The organism is Leucobacter iarius (assembly GCF_039530105.1).
Classification (GTDB): Bacteria; Actinomycetota; Actinomycetes; order Actinomycetales; family Microbacteriaceae; genus Leucobacter; species Leucobacter iarius.
This window is the reverse complement of the sequence record NZ_BAAAOB010000001.1, coordinates 1,830,129-1,846,384: the sequence shown is the minus strand read 5'-3', so window position 1 is coordinate 1,846,384 and position 16,256 is coordinate 1,830,129. Positions and strand designations below refer to the sequence as shown.

The 16,256-nt window shown below is 71.6% G+C and carries 16 protein-coding genes; 4 read left to right on the top strand and 12 right to left on the bottom strand.

Features of this window, described 5'->3' with window-relative positions; all coding sequences use genetic code 11:
• Positions 1 to 8: 8 nt before the first annotated feature.
• The 3 genes from ABD169_RS08315 to ABD169_RS08305 form a co-directional block, all read right to left on the bottom strand.
• Positions 9 to 1,349 carry an MFS transporter gene (locus tag ABD169_RS08315; protein WP_344031321.1) on the bottom strand — a complete coding sequence of 447 codons (1,341 nt, stop codon included), beginning with the start codon at positions 1,347 to 1,349 and terminating at the stop codon, positions 9 to 11.
• Positions 1,350 to 1,510: 161 nt separating this feature from the next.
• Positions 1,511 to 1,660 (bottom strand): methionine/alanine import family NSS transporter small subunit, encoded by a 150-nt coding sequence (locus ABD169_RS08310; protein WP_156175042.1) that lies wholly within the window; start codon positions 1,658 to 1,660, stop codon positions 1,511 to 1,513.
• Complete coding sequence (locus ABD169_RS08305) at positions 1,657 to 3,288, bottom strand: sodium-dependent transporter (RefSeq protein WP_084821129.1); 1,632 nt, start codon at positions 3,286 to 3,288, stop codon at positions 1,657 to 1,659. Before ABD169_RS08305 ends, ABD169_RS08310 begins: the two co-directional genes overlap by 4 nt.
• A 156-nt stretch (positions 3,289 to 3,444) precedes the next feature.
• Between ABD169_RS08305 and ABD169_RS08300 the strand changes: the two genes are divergently transcribed.
• Entirely contained in the window at positions 3,445 to 4,275 is an 831-nt protein-coding gene (locus ABD169_RS08300) for an alpha/beta fold hydrolase (RefSeq protein ID WP_344031319.1), read from the top strand.
• A 30-nt stretch (positions 4,276 to 4,305) separates the two neighbouring features.
• On the opposite strand, the gene ABD169_RS08295 is transcribed toward ABD169_RS08300, so the two are convergent.
• The 6 genes from ABD169_RS08295 to ABD169_RS08270 are packed head-to-tail and all read right to left on the bottom strand — an operon-like array spanning position 4,306 to position 8,900.
• Positions 4,306 to 5,208: an SseB family protein gene (locus ABD169_RS08295; RefSeq protein WP_344031317.1), complete on the bottom strand. Its 903-nt coding sequence runs from the start codon at positions 5,206 to 5,208 to the stop codon at positions 4,306 to 4,308.
• 11 nt (positions 5,209 to 5,219) lie between these two features.
• Positions 5,220 to 5,972: a bifunctional 1-(5-phosphoribosyl)-5-((5-phosphoribosylamino)methylideneamino)imidazole-4-carboxamide isomerase/phosphoribosylanthranilate isomerase PriA gene (gene priA, locus ABD169_RS08290; RefSeq protein ID WP_046455874.1), complete on the bottom strand. Its 753-nt coding sequence runs from the start codon at positions 5,970 to 5,972 to the stop codon at positions 5,220 to 5,222.
• Positions 5,973 to 5,998: 26 nt separating this feature from the next.
• Complete coding sequence (hisH, locus tag ABD169_RS08285; RefSeq protein WP_046455873.1) at positions 5,999 to 6,631, bottom strand: imidazole glycerol phosphate synthase subunit HisH; 633 nt, start codon at positions 6,629 to 6,631, stop codon at positions 5,999 to 6,001.
• Positions 6,628 to 7,236: an imidazoleglycerol-phosphate dehydratase HisB gene (hisB, locus tag ABD169_RS08280; RefSeq protein WP_046455872.1), complete on the bottom strand. Its 609-nt coding sequence runs from the start codon at positions 7,234 to 7,236 to the stop codon at positions 6,628 to 6,630. Before hisB ends, hisH begins: the two co-directional genes overlap by 4 nt.
• A gap of 10 nt (positions 7,237 to 7,246) precedes the next feature.
• Positions 7,247 to 8,398 (bottom strand): histidinol-phosphate transaminase, encoded by a 1,152-nt coding sequence (locus ABD169_RS08275; RefSeq protein ID WP_344031314.1) that lies wholly within the window; start codon positions 8,396 to 8,398, stop codon positions 7,247 to 7,249.
• Between the two features lie 58 nt (positions 8,399 to 8,456).
• The gene (locus ABD169_RS08270; RefSeq protein WP_344031312.1) at positions 8,457 to 8,900 is read right to left on the bottom strand and encodes a LysM peptidoglycan-binding domain-containing protein; all 444 of its coding nucleotides are present in this window, start codon (positions 8,898 to 8,900) and stop codon (positions 8,457 to 8,459) included.
• A 266-nt stretch (positions 8,901 to 9,166) separates the two neighbouring features.
• Between ABD169_RS08270 and lexA the strand changes: the two genes are divergently transcribed.
• The 3 genes from lexA to lipA all read left to right on the top strand — a co-directional run bounded on the left by lexA (position 9,167) and on the right by lipA (position 11,696).
• The gene (gene lexA / locus ABD169_RS08265; RefSeq protein WP_046455871.1) at positions 9,167 to 9,832 is read left to right on the top strand and encodes a transcriptional repressor LexA; all 666 of its coding nucleotides are present in this window, start codon (positions 9,167 to 9,169) and stop codon (positions 9,830 to 9,832) included.
• A gap of 101 nt (positions 9,833 to 9,933) precedes the next feature.
• Positions 9,934 to 10,596: a lipoyl(octanoyl) transferase LipB gene (gene lipB / locus ABD169_RS08260; RefSeq protein ID WP_344031310.1), complete on the top strand. Its 663-nt coding sequence runs from the start codon at positions 9,934 to 9,936 to the stop codon at positions 10,594 to 10,596.
• Positions 10,597 to 10,631: 35 nt separating this feature from the next.
• Complete coding sequence (gene lipA / locus ABD169_RS08255) at positions 10,632 to 11,696, top strand: lipoyl synthase (protein ID WP_425560964.1); 1,065 nt, start codon at positions 10,632 to 10,634, stop codon at positions 11,694 to 11,696.
• A gap of 7 nt (positions 11,697 to 11,703) precedes the next feature.
• Here the strand turns inward: lipA and ABD169_RS08250 are convergent, their stop codons facing one another.
• From ABD169_RS08250 to metE, 3 genes are read right to left on the bottom strand one after another with little or no spacing between them, the layout of a single operon-like run.
• On the bottom strand, positions 11,704 to 12,603 hold the full coding sequence (locus ABD169_RS08250) for a methylenetetrahydrofolate reductase (protein ID WP_046455869.1): 900 nt from the start codon (positions 12,601 to 12,603) through the stop codon (positions 11,704 to 11,706).
• Positions 12,600 to 13,781 (bottom strand): uroporphyrinogen decarboxylase/cobalamine-independent methonine synthase family protein, encoded by a 1,182-nt coding sequence (locus tag ABD169_RS08245; protein WP_344031306.1) that lies wholly within the window; start codon positions 13,779 to 13,781, stop codon positions 12,600 to 12,602. The genes ABD169_RS08250 and ABD169_RS08245 overlap by 4 nt, the downstream gene beginning before the upstream one ends.
• The gene (gene metE, locus ABD169_RS08240) at positions 13,778 to 16,132 is read right to left on the bottom strand and encodes a 5-methyltetrahydropteroyltriglutamate--homocysteine S-methyltransferase (protein ID WP_344031304.1); all 2,355 of its coding nucleotides are present in this window, start codon (positions 16,130 to 16,132) and stop codon (positions 13,778 to 13,780) included. The genes ABD169_RS08245 and metE overlap by 4 nt, the downstream gene beginning before the upstream one ends.
• Between the last annotated feature and the right edge of the window lie 124 nt (positions 16,133 to 16,256).

Here is a 16,256-nt window from a genome sequence, read left to right as displayed (position 1 = left end):
GCGGGCGCTCAGCCCGCGTGCTCGGCCGCGTCCCGTGCCGCGCGCTCCCGGAGCTCCGCGTCGAGCCGGTACCGCGACAGCGGCACCAGGCTCAACGCGCACAGCACCGCAGGAACCGCGGACACCCCGATCACGATGGCCCAGCGCGCCGATTCGGACTGCACGACGGCGCTCCCCACGCCCTCCGCGTAACCGCCGATCCCGAGCAGCAGGCCGAGCAGCGCCGGGCCCAGCGCGAGCCCGAGCAGCTCGAAGCCGGACCACAGGCCGGAGATCATGCCGATCCGGTTCACTCCCGAGCGGCGCGCGTCCTCGGCGGCCACGTCGGGCAGCATCGCCAGCGGGAAGATCTGCGCACCCGCGTACCCGATGCCCACGACCGCGGAGGCCGCGTAGAGCGCGACGAGCGAGCCCCCGCTCGTCCCGATGAGTCCCAGCAGGCCGACCGACATGATCACCGTGGCGACGGCGAAGCCGCGCTGCTTGCCGATCCGCACGCCGAGCCGCGACCAGAGCGGCGCGAAGAGCACCGCGGGTCCGACGAAGCAGACGAACGCGAAGGTCGCGGCGCCAGGGTCGCGCACCACGTGGCGTGCGACGTAGACGACCCCGCTGAGCACCATGCCGATCGCGACGGCCTGCAGCACGAACGCGGCCACCAGCCGCCGGGTGTCGCGGTCGCGGAGCACGACACCGAGCTGCTCGACCAGGCGTCCGCCGGCCTGCTCCTCGCGGGTGAGCCGCACGCCGCGGGTGCCGAGCCACAGCCCGAGCGCGCCGCAGAGGATCAGCACCGCCATCACGACCGCCATGATCCGGTAGCCCGTGACGCCCTCGCCGATGTCGACCAGCATGGGCGCCACCGCGCCCGAGACGAGGATCGCGAGGCTGAACACCGCCACCCGCCAGGTCGTGAGCCGGGTCCGCTCGGCGTAGTCGTCGGTGATCTCGGCGGCCATCGACAGGAACGGCACCTGGAAGAACGCGTACACGGTCGCGCAGACGAGCGAGATCAGCAGCACCCAGAGGCCCGCCAGCAGCGGAGGCGCGACCGGCCCCACGAAGATCAGGACGAAGACGACGGCGAGCGCCGCCCCGGCCCGGATCACGAACGGCCGTCGGCGGTCGGTCGGGTGCGTCGAGCGGTCGCTCACCCGACCCGCGATGGGGTTCAGGAGGAAGTCCCAGGCCTTGGGGGCGAACACGATGAGTCCGGCGAGCGACGCCGCGACGCCGAGGTGGTCGGTGAGGAACGGCATCAGGATCAGTCCGGGCACGGTGCCGTAGGTACCCGAGGTGATCCCGCCGAGCGCGTAGCCGACGCGAACGCGAGGAGACAGCTGTGTCATGCCCCGATGCTAGGGGGTCGCTCAGATTGCCGACGAATGCCGGTGGGATCGAGCATTCCACTGCTCCTCATGCGCGGAATCCTTCAGATCGCGCGCACCGGGTGGTCGATGCGCGTGCGCCGGGCCCGCGCAGTGCGGGCCGGGTCCGCCGGGCCGGCGTCCTACTCGAGGCGCTCGCCCGCCCGGTCCTCGCCGCCGGCGGGGTACGCATCGACCTCGCTCTTGCGCGACAGCGCGATGGTGCTGCCGACGAGGCCGCCCCAGATGATCACGGTCGCGAGGACCAGGAACACGATCGCGATGGGGGTCATCGCGCACCTCCCTCGTTCGTGGCTGCCACGGCGGGCTCCGCCTCGACCCCGGTCAGACGAAGCGTCGACCGCTGCCCCGGCACCTCGGGCCACGGAGTGAAGCGGTCGGGGTCGTAGCGCCAGCGGCTCGACGTGAGCAGCACCGATCCCAGGATCATGGCCGCGACGACGCCCCAGCCGAAGATCGCGACGTACTCCGGCGCATAGTTGCCGTAGGGCTTGGCGATGAGTCCGTCGGGGCCGAACACGGTGACGAGCAGCATGTAGCCGAGCACGATGGGTCCGAGGAGCGAGACGAAGAACCGCCAGGTGCGGCCGACTCTGAAGGTCGAGAGCGCGCTCAGGTGCCCGGAGAGCTCGCGGCCGGAGCGACGGATCCAGAGCACCGTGATGGTCATGGCGACCGCCGAGCCGACGATACCGATGTTGTTGGCGAAGTTGTCGATCGTGTCGAGCGCGATGAGGCCGGTGCTCGTGCCGAAGAGCACGACGGAGACGACCGCGAGCACGCCGCCGATGCCGTACACCGCCTTCTTGCGGCTCAGGCCGAACTTGTCCATGATCCCCGCGAGGATCACTTCCATGATCGAGATCAGCGAGGTGAGGCCGGCGAGCGTCAGCGCACCGAAGAAGAGGGCTCCGAAGAGCTGACCGCCCGGCATCTCGGCGGCGATCGCCGGGAAGGTGACGAACGCCAGCATGGGGCCCGAGAGGTTCTGCAGCTCTCCGACCGCGACGCCCTGCTGGTGCGCGAAGAACCCGAGGGTGGCGAACACGCCGACGCCCGCGAGGATCTCGAACGACGAGTTGCCGAAGGCGACCACGAGGCCGGGCGTCGTGAGGTTCGACTTGCGCCTGCGGTACGACGAATAGGTGAGCATGATGCCGAAGGCGACCGAGAGCGAGAAGAAGATCTGACTGTAGGCCGCGACCCAGACGCTCGGGTTCGCGAGCGCCGCGAAGTCGGGCGTGAAGAGCGCGTTGAGGCCCTCGGCGGCTCCCGGCAGGAACAGCGCCCGCACCACGAGGATCAGGAAGCCGACGACGAGCAGCGGGATCGCGATCACGTTGAGGCGCTGCACGCCCTTGACCACGCCCGCACCGAGCACGACGAGGGTGACGATCCACATGAGCACGAGCGGGATCAGCACCGAGGGCACGAAGGCGAGGCTGAACAGCGAACCGTCGGTGGGCATCTGCAGGTAGTCGCCGGTGAAGAACCCGGCCGCGTCCTTGCCCCACTTGAGGTCGAACGAGAACACGAAGTAGCTGCCGGCCCAGGCCAGCACCGCCGTGTAGTAGATCGCGATGAACACGCAGATCATCACCTGGAACCAGCCGATGCCCTCGCCGAACTTGCCGGCGATGCGACGCAGCGCGAGCGGGGCGGACCCGCGGAAGCGGTGTCCGATGGCGTAGTCGAGGAACAGGATCGGGATGCCAGCGGTCAGCAGCGCGACGAGGTACGGGATGAGGAACGCGCCCCCGCCGTTCTCGTAGGCGACACCGGGGAACCGCCAGATGTTGCCGAGGCCCACGGCGGAGCCGATCGCCGAGAGGATGAAACCGATCTGGCCCGTCCACTCGGCCCGGGCCGGGGCGGCCTGGTTCGTGGTCGTCTGCGTCACGTTCGCTGGCTCCTGAGCTGTTCGGGCCTCGGACGGCCGCTCCTCGCCCGAGGGCTCCCGGGCATGCGGAGAGCGTAGCAGGACCGCGGGCCCGTTTCGGTCTCGGGTGACGCGGTTCCCTAGGCTGGTCGGATGACTGTCCCGACTCTCCTTTCCGTGCGCACTCCCGATGGCCGCGTGCTCGCCGGGGCGAGCTTCGGCCCCGCCGATGGCGAACCCGTCCTCTTCATCGCGGGCGCCGCGACCGGCAGGAGCATGGCGTTCGGTGAGGATCTGCTCGAGGCGCTCGGAGTGCGGCTGCTCACCATGGATCGTCCCGGCATGGGCGCCTCGGACGCGGACACCGGCCGCACGCTCGCCTCGACCGTCGACGACTACCGGGAGTTCGTCTCGGCAGCGCTCGGGAACGCGGATGCGCGAGTGCCCGTGGTCGCGAACTCCCAGGGCGGAGTGTTCGGGCTGGGTGCGGCGGCGGCCGGCTGGGCCACGAGACTCGTGCTCGTCTCCCCCGCCGATGAGCTCGCGCACCCCGCGATCCGCGCGATGCTGCCAGCGGAGGCGACCGGGCTCGCCGATCTCGCCCAGCAGGATCCGGCTGCCGCGGCCGAGGTGCTCGCCGGGTTCGATGCGGAGGCGATGGAGCAGATGGTGCTGAGCGGCTCGGGTCCCGAGGACCGCGCGTTCTATGCCGCCCCCGCGTTCCTCGAGCGGTATCGCTCCGCGCTGGCCGAGGGCTTCGCGAACGAGGGCGCCGGCTACATCCGCGACACGCTCATCGCGATGCGCGCCTGGAACCTGCCGTTCGATCGGATCCGGGTGCCCGTGTCCGTGCTGTTCGGTGCGAAGGATCTCACGCACTCGCCCGATCACGGCGAGGTGCTCGCGTCGCGCATCCCCGGGGCTCGGCGCATCGTCTTCGCGGACGCGGGCGGCGCGTTCCTGTGGACTCACGCACGGGCGGCGCTCGAGGCCGTGCTCGACCGCTGAGCAGCAGAGCTCAGCGGTCGGCGGCGGCGATCAGCCGCTGATCGGGCGGACGCGCAGCGAGTCGACCCGCTCGGCGATGACGACGGACGCCGTCCATCGCTGCTGCAGACGCTGCAGCAGCTCGGCGAGCGCAGCGCGGTCGACGCCGTCCTCGGCGTGCGCGAGCCGGATCCGCACGTCGACCTCCGCCTCCAGCAGGCGCCCCTCGAGATCGCCCGGCGCGAGCCAGATCGCCTCGACCATCGGTTCGCCCGCGGCCGACTCGGCGAACGCCCGTGCGACGTCGGGATCCGCCCAGGCGGGCAGCACGCGCTCGCGCAGCGCGAACGCCTCGAGCGCCGTGCGGCGCACGCCGAACTCGCGCTCGGGGGTTCCCGGGTCGATCATGAGCAGGTCGGTGCCCTCCTGGGCCGCCGCGACCGCCGCCTGCACTCCCGGGACCGGGATCGGGCGGGCCTGCGGGTTCCAGGCCGAGAGCGTCTCGGTGGAGCTGAAGATCGGCAGCACGGTGCGCCCGTCGGGGGCCGCGACCGTGACGATCGAGAGTTCCTGGGTCTTCTCGACGGTGCGCCCCTCGGGGGTCACGCCGAGGTCGCCGGCCTCGGCCAGCATCGGCACGAGGAAGCGCTGGCCGCCGAGGGCGGCGATCGCGTCGGCGTGGGCGTCGGCCAGCACGGCGAGCGCGTCCCAGTAGTCCCCCGCGGTCGCGACGCCGTTCGTGCGGCGCGCGGCCTCGCGGACCGCGTCGATCGCGGCAGCGGTCTCGGCGGGCGTCGTGCCGTCGTCGTCCGCGAACGCGGTCTCGTGGTGGTCGAAGGTGCGTCCGGCCCACGGGAAGCCCGCGGAATCGCCCGCGCCTCCGGGCACCAGGCTCTCGGGGACGCCGGTGGATCTCGGGGCGTCGCCCGTCGAGGGGAGCTTCTTGATCGCCATGCCCGCGCCGCTCAGGCCGAGCGGCCGGCCACGTCGAGCGCCGCGCCGAGCGTGAACGCTCCGTCGTAGAGCGCCTTGCCGATGATCGCGCCCTCGATGCCGCTCGGCACCAGCTCGCGCAGCGCCGAGAGGTCGTCGAGGTTCGAGATGCCGCCCGAGGCGACGACGGGGCGGTCGGTCCGCTCGCAGACCTGGCGCAGCAGGTCGACGTTGGGGCCGCGCATGGTGCCGTCCTTGGTCACGTCGGTCACGACGTAGCGCGGGCAGCCGGCGTCCTCGAGGCGCTCGAGCACCTCCCAGAGGTTGCCGCCCTCCTCGGTCCAGCCCCGTGCGGCGAGGGTCTCGCCGCGCACGTCGAGCCCGACGGCGATGCGGTCGCCGTGGCGGGCGATCGCGTTGCGCGTCCACTCGGGGTTCTCGAGCGCCGCGGTGCCGAGGTTCACGCGGCGCGCGCCCATTTCGAGCGCGGCCTCCAGGCTCGCGTCGTCGCGGATGCCGCCCGAGAACTCGATGTTGACCGTGCCCGCGCGCTTCATGATCTTGCGCGCGACCGCGACGTTGCTACCGCGTCCGAAGGCCGCGTCGAGGTCGACCAGGTGGATCCACTCGGCGCCCTGCTCGATCCAGTCGAGCGCGGCGTCGACCGGGCTGCCGTAGTTGGTCTCGGTGCCGGCCTCGCCCTGGGTGAGGCGCACGGCCTTGCCGTCGACCATGTCGATGGCGGGAAGCAGCTGCAGCTGGGGGCCCTCGGCGAGCTCCGTCATGTGGGGGTTCCTCTTCTCGGGAGTGGTCAAAGCGTTTCGAGCCAGTTGCGCAGCAGCCGGATCCCGGCCTCGCCCGACTTCTCGGGGTGGAACTGCGTGGCGCTCAGCGGACCGTTCTCGACGGCGGCGACGAAGCGCTCGCCGTGCTCGGCCCAGGTCACCTTCGGCGCGGTCGCGGGGCCGCGACCCTCGAGCGTCCACTCGGTCGCCGCGTAGCTGTGCACGAAGTAGAACCGCTCGCCCTCGAGGCCGCGGAACAGCACGGAGTCGGCGGGCGCTTCGACCGTGTTCCAGCCCATGTGCGGCAGGCGCGGTGCGTCGAGCTCGCGCACGGTGCCGGGCCACTGGCCGAGCCCCTCGGTCTCGATGCCGCGCTCGACGCCGCGGTCGAACATGATCTGCTGTCCGACGCAGATGCCGAGCACCGGTCGGCCGCCCGCCAGGCGGCGGTCGATCAACTCGTCCCCGCGCACCTCGCGCAGCTGCTGCATCACCGCGTCGAACGCGCCGACGCCGGGCACGAGCAGCCCGTCGGCCGCCGCAACGCGCGCCGCGTCCCGGGTCAGCTCGACCTCGGCCCCGGCGTGCTCGAGCGCCTTGACGGCCGAGTGCACGTTGCCCGAGCCGTAGTCGAGCACCGCGACTGTCGGACGGCTCACAGCGCGCCCTTGGTCGACGGGATGCCCGCGACGAACGGGTCGATGGTCTTGGCCTGGCGGAAGGCGCGCGCGAAGGCCTTGAACTCGGCCTCGGCGATGTGGTGCGGGTCGCGCCCCTCGATCAGCTTGAGGTGCACGGTGAGGCGCGCGTTCAGCGTCAGCGCCTCGAAGAAGTGGCGCACCATGCTGCCGGTGAAGTGCCCGCCGATGAGGTGGAACTCGAACCCGGCCGGCTCGCCGGAGTGCACGAGGTACGGCCGACCCGAGATGTCGACGACGGCCTGCGCGAGCGACTCGTCGAGCGGCACGAGCGCGTCGCCGTAGCGCGAGATGCCGCGCTTGTCGCCGAGCGCCTCGAGGATCGCCTGTCCGAGCAGGATCCCCGTGTCCTCGACGGTGTGGTGCACGTCGATGTGGGTGTCGCCCGTGGCGCGCACCGTGAGGTCGGTGAGCGAGTGGCGCGCGAACGCGGTCAGCATGTGGTCGAAGAACGGCACGCCGGTCGACACGTCGGCGTCGCCGGAACCGTCGAGGTTGACGTTCAGGGCGATCTGGGACTCACTCGTGGCGCGCTCGAACTGCGCGGTACGCGGGGCTGCGGTCATGATCTCGATCCTACTTGGCGGGGTCCGCGCCGGCGCCGCCCGGGCCGAGCGCGGCGATGGCCTCGATGACGGCCGTGGTCTCGGCGTGCGTGCCGGCGGTGATGCGCAGGTGCCCCTCGATGCCGAGGTTGCGGATCAGGATCCCGTCGGCGCGGAGCGCTTCGAAGGTCGCCGCGGGATCGGTGAACCCGCCGACGAGGAGGAAGTTCGCCCCGGAGGGGTGCACGGTGTAACCGAGCTCGACGAGCGCGGCCTCCAGGCGATCCCGCTCGGCACGGATATCGGCGACGGTGGCGAGCATCTCGTCGGCGTGCCAGACCGCAGCGGTCGCGGCCGCCTGGGTCAGGGCGGACAGGTGGTAGGGCAGCCGGACGAGTCGCAGCGCGTCGACCACCGCGGCATCGGCGGCGAGGTAGCCGAGCCGCACGCCCGCGAAGGCGAAGGCCTTGCTCATGGTGCGGGAGACCACGAGCAGGGGGCGGCCGGGCAGCAGGGCGACGGCGGTCTCGTGCTCGGCGTCGAACTCCTGGTACGCCTCGTCGACCACGAGGATCCCGCCGTACTCGGCGATCGCGTCGTACGCGGCGACGATCACCGCGCGCTCGAGCGGGGTGCCCGTCGGGTTGTTGGGGCCGCACAGGATCGTGACGGTGGGCCGGTGCTCGCGGATCGCCGCGACGACGAGGTCGGGGGTCAGCGCGTAGTCCGCGGGACGCTGGACCGGGATCCAGCGGGTGTCGGTGCCGTCCGCCAGCAGCGGGTACATGGAGTAGGTCGGAGTGAAGCTCAGCAGGCTGCGCCCCGGACCGCCGAAGGCCTGGAGCAGCTGCTGCAGCACCTCGTTGGAGCCGTTCGCCGCCCACACCTGCTCGGCGCGGAGGCCGTGCCCCAGGTAGCCGGCGAGCGCGGTGCGCAGGCTCATGAACTCGCGATCGGGATAGCGATTGACGCCGCGAACCGCCCGTTCCAGTTCGGTGATGATGTCGGCGATGACCGCCTCGGGTAGCGGGTGCGTGTTCTCGTTGACGTTGAGGCTGACCGGCACGGGGTCCTGCGGAGCGCCGTACGGATGCTTGCCGACCAGGTTGTCGCGGAGCGGCAGATCGCCGAGCTCGATTGCGGACGGCGAGGTCGTGGGCACGGTTGCGGGCTCAGAAGTCACTGATCCAGTCTACGGGGCCCCCTGCACCCGCGCCCCCGAGTTACGCCGCGCTCGCGGGCTATGCCCCGGCGGCGAGCTCGGCGTTGGTGCCGATGCCGACCTCGGAGGCGGGCACGACGCCGGTGGCGTGCGAGTAGCGCAGCGGAACCGCGACCGGCTGCCCGGCCTGCACGCCCGATCCGTCGAGCTGGTTGAGCTGCACGATCTCCGCGATCAGGTCGCGGGGATCCGCTTTGGCGTCGAGACGGGTGGCCACGGCCCAGAGGGATTCGCCGGGCTGCACCACGACGTAGCCGAAGTCGGCGGGACGCCCGTCGACGTTCGCCTGCGCCTGCGCGGAACCGAACACGGCAACACCGGCGAGGAGCGCCGACACCGCCAGCGTCGCGAGAGCGCCGAACACGCGGCGGCCGCGGCGCGTCAGACGCAGGCGGCTCTTCGCGGCAGGGACCTGCGCGTCGGTGTGGTGATCGATCGTTGCACTCAGTTCTCGTGCGCCCATGATCGGCTCCTCTCGTACTTCGACGCCGACCCACGGTCGAACATCTGTATCGAATATACGTTCGATACTCGAAACCCGCAACCCTCGATTCGAATCTGTGACCGATATTTTTCGGCGACACTCGAACGTATGTTTGCCGCGGAACCGGACCGCGAACTAGGGTTTCGAACACCGGTAGTCACTGAACCACCGACTACCGACATTCATGATCGGCACCGGGGCGCACCGCCCAGATCACCCGAGCACCACCCGGAGAGAAGGCCCAGATGAGCGAGACGACCCCGAGCCGCCCTCCGAAGCCGCTCACCGAGAAGCAGCAGGCGATCCTCGAGTGCATCGCCCGCTCTGTCGAGTCCCGCGGGTACCCGCCGAGCATGCGCGAGATCGGCGACGCCGTCGGACTCTCCTCGCTGTCGAGCGTCACCCACCAGCTCACCCGGCTCGAACTCGGCGGCTACATCCGCCGCGACCCGAACCGCCCCCGGGCCCTCGAGATCCTGGTCGAACTCGCGCAGACCTCGCAGTCCCTCGGCGACGCCCCGCAGCAGCAGGTCGAGGAGGCCGCGTACGTTCCTCTCGTCGGGCGCATCGCGGCGGGCGTTCCGATCACCGCCGACCAGCAGGTCGACGAGATCGTCCCGCTCCCCCGGCAGCTCGTCGGCGACGGGCAGCTCTTCATGCTCAAGGTCGTGGGCGATTCGATGATCGACGCGGCCATCTGCGACGGCGACTTCGTCGTGATCCGCCAGCAGCGCGACGCCGAGAACGGCGATATCGTCGCCGCCATGCTCGACGGCGAGGCCACGGTCAAGGTGTTCCGCCGCCGCGACGGTCACACCTGGCTGCTCCCGCGCAACAGCGCGTTCGAACCGATCCTCGGCGACCATGCCGAGGTGCTCGGCAAGGTCGTGGCGGTCTTCCGCTCGGTCTGACGACGGAGCGGCACCGCCGAAGGACGCGTCGGGGCGATGGGCTCCGGCGCTTCTTTCGTCGATTTTGATTATTTACACTCAGTCCATCTATTCTGTGAGGCATGTCCGAGACGATCGCGCTCCCCCGCATCCGCACGCACGAAGCGGGCCTCTCCGCACCGATCCCCTACGAAACCGGCCTCGCACTGCAGCGGGAGGCCGTCGCCCGCATCGTCGACGACGGCGACCGCGGCACCCTGCTCCTGATGGAGCACGAACCGGTCTACACCGCGGGACGACGAGCGCTCCCGGAGGAGTTCCCGAACGACGGAACCCCCGTGGTCCCCGTCGACCGCGGCGGCAAGGTGACCTGGCACGGCCCCGGCCAGCTCGTCGCGTATCCGGTGATCCGGCTCCGCGAACGCCTCGGCGTGGTCGACTTCGTCCGCGAGCTCGAACAGGCGATCATCGACGTCGCCGCGGAGTTCGGTGCGCGAGGATTCCGCGTCGAGGGCCGCTCCGGCGTCTGGGCGGATACCGGCACCGTCGCCCCGGCCAAGTTCGCGCAGATCGGCCTGCACACGAGCGGCGGGATCGTCACCCACGGCCTCGCGATCAACTGCAGCAACTCGCTGGATCCCTTCGCCGCGTTCATCCCGTGCGGCATCACCGACGCCGGCGTCACCACGCTCAGCCGGCTCGTCGGCGCCGAGATCCTGCCCGCTCAGGTCGCCCCGTCGCTCGCGACCCGGCTCGCCGCGGTCTTCGCGGAGGTCGCCGAGTGAGCGCCCGCAACATCGGCACCCCGCTCTCGGAGGTGCTGGCCGCCGAGCAGCCGAGCCGAGCCGCCGCCGGAGGGTGCGGCGGCGGGCACGCGGCGAGTCCGGCCGCCGCGACCGGGCCCGCCGTCGAGGGACGCCGTCTCCTCCGCGTCGAGGCGCGCAACGCCGAGACGCCGATCGAACGCAAGCCAAAGTGGATCAAGACGCGTGCCCGCCAGGGGCCGGAGTTCCGCGACGTCCACTCGCTGGTGAAGCGCGAGGGACTGCACACCGTCTGCCAGGAGGCCGGCTGCCCGAACATCTACGAGTGCTGGGAGGACCGCGAGGCGACCTTCCTCATCGGCGGCTCCATCTGCACCCGCCGCTGCGACTTCTGCATGATCACCTCCGGCAAGCCGCTGCCGCTCGATCTCGACGAGCCGAGACGCGTCGCCGAGTCCGTGCGCACCATGGGGCTGCGCTACGCGACCATCACGGGCGTCACCCGCGACGATCTCCCCGACACCGGCGCCTGGCTCTACGCCGAGACGATCCGGCAGATCCACGAGCTCAACCCCGGTTCGGGCGTGGAGGTGCTCGCCGACGACTTGGGCGGTCGTCCCGAGGACCTGGAGCAGGTGTTCGAGGCGGCGCCGGAGGTGTTCGCGCACAATCTGGAGACCGTGCCCCGTATCTTCAAGCGGATCCGCCCGGGCTTCCGCTACGACCGATCGCTCGGCGTGATCGCGCAGGCGCGCGACGCGGGCATGATCACGAAGTCGAACCTGATCCTCGGCATGGGAGAGGAGCGGCACGAGATCACCTCGGCGATGCACGAGCTGTTCGACGCCGGCTGCGACATCCTCACGCTCACGCAGTACCTGCGCCCGTCGAAGCTGCACCACCCCATCGACCGCTGGGTGCGCCCCGAGGAGTTCGTCGAGCTCAAGGCGGAGGCCGAGTCCATCGGCTTCGCCGGGGTGCTCGCCGGCCCGCTCGTGCGCTCCTCGTACCGGGCCGGGCGCTTGTGGGCGCAGACCATGGCCGCGAAGGGCCGCGAGGTGCCCGAGCACCTGCGGCACCTCGCGGAGCGCGCGGCCGAGAGCTACCCGCAGGCGGTGTGACGGAGCCTCAGCCGACCGGCGCGAGCAGGTTCAGCTCGCGCAGCACGGCGAGCACCTGCTCGTGCCGGTTGAAGGTGTACAGGTGCACCGATGGCGCACCGCCGGCCAGCAGCTCGCCGGCCAGGCGGATGGTGTGCTCGACGCCGAGTTCCGGCGCGTAGCCGCCGGCCTCCTCGAGCGCGCGTTCGAGGAGCACCGGTGCCGGCCGTCCCGCGAGGGAGGCGACCTTGCGCAGCTGGGCGCTCGTCGACACGGGCATGAGACCGGGCAGCACGGGGATCCGCAGGCCGGCGTCGCGGGCGTCGGAGACGAACGACAGGTACTCCTCCGCCTCGAAGAACAGCTGCGTGATGGCGAACTGCGCCCCCGCCTCCTGCTTCGCGACGAGCCAGTCGAGGTCCTCGGAGCGCGAGCGCGACATGGGGTGCCCGTTCGGGTACGCCGCGACGGCGGTCCGGCCGACGCTCGTGAGCGCCGGGCGCTCGGCGCGCGCCTCGGCGATCAGCTCGGTGAGCTCGAGCGCCGACAGGGATCCCGAGACCAGCGGGTCCGCTTCGGTCGACCCGCGCGGCGGGTCGCCGCGCAGCGCGAGGAAGTCGTGCACGCCGGCGTCCATGATCCCGTGGATCGTGGCGCGCACGGCCTCCCGCGTCTCGCCGACCGTGGTCAGGTGCGCGAGCGGCAGCGCGTCGGTGTGATCCCGCAGGTACCGCAGCAGATCGAGCGAGGCGTCGCGGTTCGAGCCGTTCGCGCCGTAGGTCACCGAGATGAAGTCCGGCCCCGCGGCCGAGAGGTGCTGCACGGCGTGGCCGAGCGCCAGCGCCGCGGCCCCGCTGCGCGCGGGGAACACCTCGAACGAGAACCGGGCGCGCGTGGGCGCGCTCCCCGTCAGCAGGGTCGCGTTCATGCGGCGGCTCCGCTCAGCTCGGCGGCCGCGAGGGCCGTGCCGCGCACGCGAGCGGCGATCTTCGCGAAGGCGACGTCGCGGGCGAAATCCGGCGATCCGTGCCGGGGCTTCTCGTCGATCAGATAGGGCGAGAACCCGCAGTCGTCGGTCGAGCCCAGCAGCTCGGGCGGAATGAACCGCGCAGCGCGCACCAGCTGATCGCGCACCTGCTCGGCGGTTTCGAGCTTCGGACTCGTCGGGTTCGTCACGCCGACGAGCACGCGGGGCGTGGGCGCGTCGGAGGCGGCGCGTCGGCGGAGCTGCGCTCCGACGAGCCGCGCGACACGATCCGGTTCCGGTTCGCTCGCGGCCTGCACGAGGAAGTACCCCGCCTCGATCTGCAACAGCTCGGGGATCAGCTCCGCGTAGTCGACGTCGGCGGAGTGCACCGAGTCGTTGTCGTTGCCCGGACAGGTGTGCACCCCCACCGCGGCACGTTCCTCGGGGGCGAGCTCGGCCAGCACCCGGTTGAAGAGTTCGATGAAACCCCCCAGCGCGTCCGGCCCGGCCCACGGGGCGCGGAGGTCGCGCCGCAGTGCGAGCCGCCCCTCGGTGAAGTCGATCGAGACGCGCGAGGCGCCCGCCGCGAAGCAACGGCGGATGTCCTCCGCGCAACCGGCCACCACGTCGTCCAGGAACTCCGCTCGCGAATAGCCGCCGAGGCCCGCCTCGGGCACCATGAGCGACAGCATCGAGGGCGAGATCACGGCCTGCTTGAGCGGCAGCGCGGTGAGCTCCCGCGCCGCCGTCACGTCGTCCGCGGCCCAGGCGCGGTACCGGAACGGCCCGCGCGCGAGGCTCGGGATCACCCGGTGGTGCCCGTCGGCGAACACCGCGAACACCGGCCCCTCGCGCACATCGCCCTCGGCGCCGCCGGCGCCGAGCGGGTAGCTCGCGAAGCTCTGCCGGCGCTGCTCGCCGTCGCTGATGATCGGCGAGCCGGTCGCCTCGAACCGCGCCAGGGTGTCGCGCACGGCGCGATCCTGCTCGGCCCGGAGTTCCGCGGCCGGGAGCTGACCGATCTCGGCGTCGAGCACCGCCCGCTGCAGGCCGGCCGGCCGCGGCAGCGAGCCGACCGGCTCGGTCGGCAGCACGCCGCCGACCGGCCAGCTCGCAGGACGGGAGGGTTCCCCGCTCACGCCGTTCCCGTGGCGCCGGCCTGCTCGGCGCGGACCGCGCGGGCGGCCTGCACGAGGTTCGTCAGGCTCGCCACGGTCTCCTCGTAGCCGCGGGTCTTGAGGCCGCAGTCGGGGTTGACCCAGAGCTGCTCGCCCGGGATGCGCGCGGCGGCGATGCGGATCAGCTCGGTCTGCTCCTCGACGCTCGGCACGCGGGGCGAGTGGATGTCGTAGACGCCCGGCCCGATACCGCGCGAGTAGCCGTGGTCGCCCAGCGGCTCGACGACGTCCATGCGGCTGCGGGCCGCCTCGATCGAGGTGACGTCGGCGTCGAGGCCGTCGACCGCGTCGATGATCTCGCCGAACTCGGAGTAGCAGAGGTGCGTGTGGATCTGCACGTCGGCGGCGGCACCGCTCGTCGCGAGGCGGAACGCGCCCACCGACCAGTCGAGGTAGGCCGCCTGGCGGTCGGCGTCGAGCGGCAGGAGCTCGCGCAGCGCGGGCTCGTCGACCTGCACGATCCTGATGCCGGCCTGGACGAGGTCGTCGATCTCGTCGCGCAGCGCGAGCGCCACCTGCGACGCGGTGTCGGCGAGCGGCTGGTCGTCGCGCACGAACGACCATGCGAGGATCGTGACGGGACCCGTCAGCATGCCCTTGACGAGGTGGTCGGTGAGCGACTGCGCGTAGGCCGACCAGGCGACGGTCATGGGGGCCGGACGCGATACATCGCCCCACAGGATCGAAGGCCGGGTGGCGCGGGTGCCGTAGGACTGCACCCAGCCGTTCTCGGTCACCGCGAAGCCGTCGAGCAGCTCGGCGAAATACTGCACCATGTCGTTGCGCTCCGCCTCGCCGTGCACGAACACGTCGAGGCCGATCTCCTCCTGCAGACGGATCACGCGCTCGATCTCGGCGCGCAGGAAGCCGTCGTAGGCGTCCTGGTCGATCTCGCCGCGGGTGAACGCGGCGCGCGCCTTGCGGATCTCGGTGGTCTGCGGGAACGAGCCGATAGTGGTCGTCGCGAACGCCGGGATGTCGAGCGCGCGCTGCGCGTCGCGGCGGGCCTGCTCGGCATCGCGGGTGCGGTCGGCGTCGGTCACGGCGTCGACGCGATCGCGGATCGCGTCGATCCGCACGCCCGGTGCTGCTGCGCGGTCGGCGAGGATCGCCGAGGTCTCGGCGAGCTCCGCCTCGATCGAGTCGGCGCCGTGGCGCAGGCCGCGGGCCAGCACGGCGACCTGCTCGACCTTCTGGTCGGCGAAGGCGAGCCACGAGCGGAGGCGCGCGTCGAGCTTCGTCTCGTCGTTGACGTCGTGCGGCACGTGCTGGAGATTGTTCGAGGTGCCGACGACCACGTCGATCCCCGCGAGCTGCAGATCCTGCACCACGCCCGACGCGATGCGCAGGTCGGTGCGCCAGATGTTGCGGCCGTCGATGACGCCGGCGACGAACTGCTTCTTGTAGAAGGCGCTCTCGAACTCGCCCGAGCTGAACGCGCCGTGCGGCAGCGTGCCGCGCACGAGGTCGGCGTGCACCGCCTCGACCGGCAGCGCCGCGATGCGCAGCAGCGAGGCCGAGGAATCGCCGTAGGGCGTGGTCAGGAGGATCTGGGGGCGGTTCTCGAGGCCGCCGAGCACATCGTAGGCGCGCTCCACGAGCGCCGTCGCCTCGTCGCGGGAGACGGAGAGCGAGTCCGACACGAGCGCGGGCTCGTCGAGCTGCACCCAGGTGGCGCCGGCTGCGGCGAGCGCGCCGAGCAGCTCGGCGTAGACCGCGACGACGTCGTCGAGCCGGTCGATCGGGGCGAAGCCCTCGCCCGCGGCGTCGGACGCCTTCGCGAGCAGCAGGTAGGTGACGGGGCCGACGAGCACGGGGCGGGTCTCGATGCCCTGCTCGCTCGCCTCGGCGAACTGCGCGACGAGCGCGGTGGCGTTCGCTTCGAAGGGGGTCTTCTCGTCGATCTCGGGGACGCTGTAGTGGTAGTTCGTGTCGAACCACTTGGTCATCTCGAGCGGCTGGTGATCCTTGTCGCCGCGGGCGAGCGCGAAGTACGTCGCGAGGTCAGTCGCGTCGTCAGCGAAGGCGACGTCGGCGAAGCGGGACGGGACGGCGCCGAGCGCGAGGGTCGCGTCGAGCACCTGGTCGTAGAAGCTGAAGCTCTCGGGGATCGCGCCGCCCGTCGCGGGCAGGCCGAGCTCGACGAGGCGCGCGCGGGTCGCGGCGCGCAGTTCGCCCGCGGTCTCGAGAAGCTGGGCCTCGGTGAGGTCGCCCTTCCAGTAGGCCTCGACGGCGCGCTTGAGTTCGCGCCGGCGGCCGATGCGGGGGTACCCGAGGATGGTGGCGTTCGGGAGGGGCTGCGTCGCGGGCATTGGAGTGTCCTTCGCGTGAGATGACTGGATCAACTTCACGCTAGCCAGCGGCGTCTGCGAGCGGCAGGTTCGTGTCGCAGTATTACCCAGTTTCCCAGTGTTACCGCAGGGTCTGCGGCGGACC

Coding starts and splice junctions, on each gene's coding strand:
- ABD169_RS08270 (WP_344031312.1), bottom strand. CDS start 8,900: ATGGGCGCACGAGAACTGAGTGCAACGATCGATCACCACACCGACGCG.
- ABD169_RS08295 (WP_344031317.1), bottom strand. CDS start 5,208: ATGGCGATCAAGAAGCTCCCCTCGACGGGCGACGCCCCGAGATCCACC.
- hisB (WP_046455872.1), bottom strand. CDS start 7,236: ATGACCGCAGCCCCGCGTACCGCGCAGTTCGAGCGCGCCACGAGTGAG.
- metE (WP_344031304.1), bottom strand. CDS start 16,132: ATGCCCGCGACGCAGCCCCTCCCGAACGCCACCATCCTCGGGTACCCC.
- lipB (WP_344031310.1), top strand. CDS start 9,934: ATGTCCGAGACGATCGCGCTCCCCCGCATCCGCACGCACGAAGCGGGC.
- priA (WP_046455874.1), bottom strand. CDS start 5,972: ATGACGGAGCTCGCCGAGGGCCCCCAGCTGCAGCTGCTTCCCGCCATC.
- ABD169_RS08250 (WP_046455869.1), bottom strand. CDS start 12,603: ATGAACGCGACCCTGCTGACGGGGAGCGCGCCCACGCGCGCCCGGTTC.
- lexA (WP_046455871.1), top strand. CDS start 9,167: ATGAGCGAGACGACCCCGAGCCGCCCTCCGAAGCCGCTCACCGAGAAG.
- ABD169_RS08310 (WP_156175042.1), bottom strand. CDS start 1,660: ATGACCCCCATCGCGATCGTGTTCCTGGTCCTCGCGACCGTGATCATC.
- ABD169_RS08315 (WP_344031321.1), bottom strand. CDS start 1,349: ATGACACAGCTGTCTCCTCGCGTTCGCGTCGGCTACGCGCTCGGCGGG.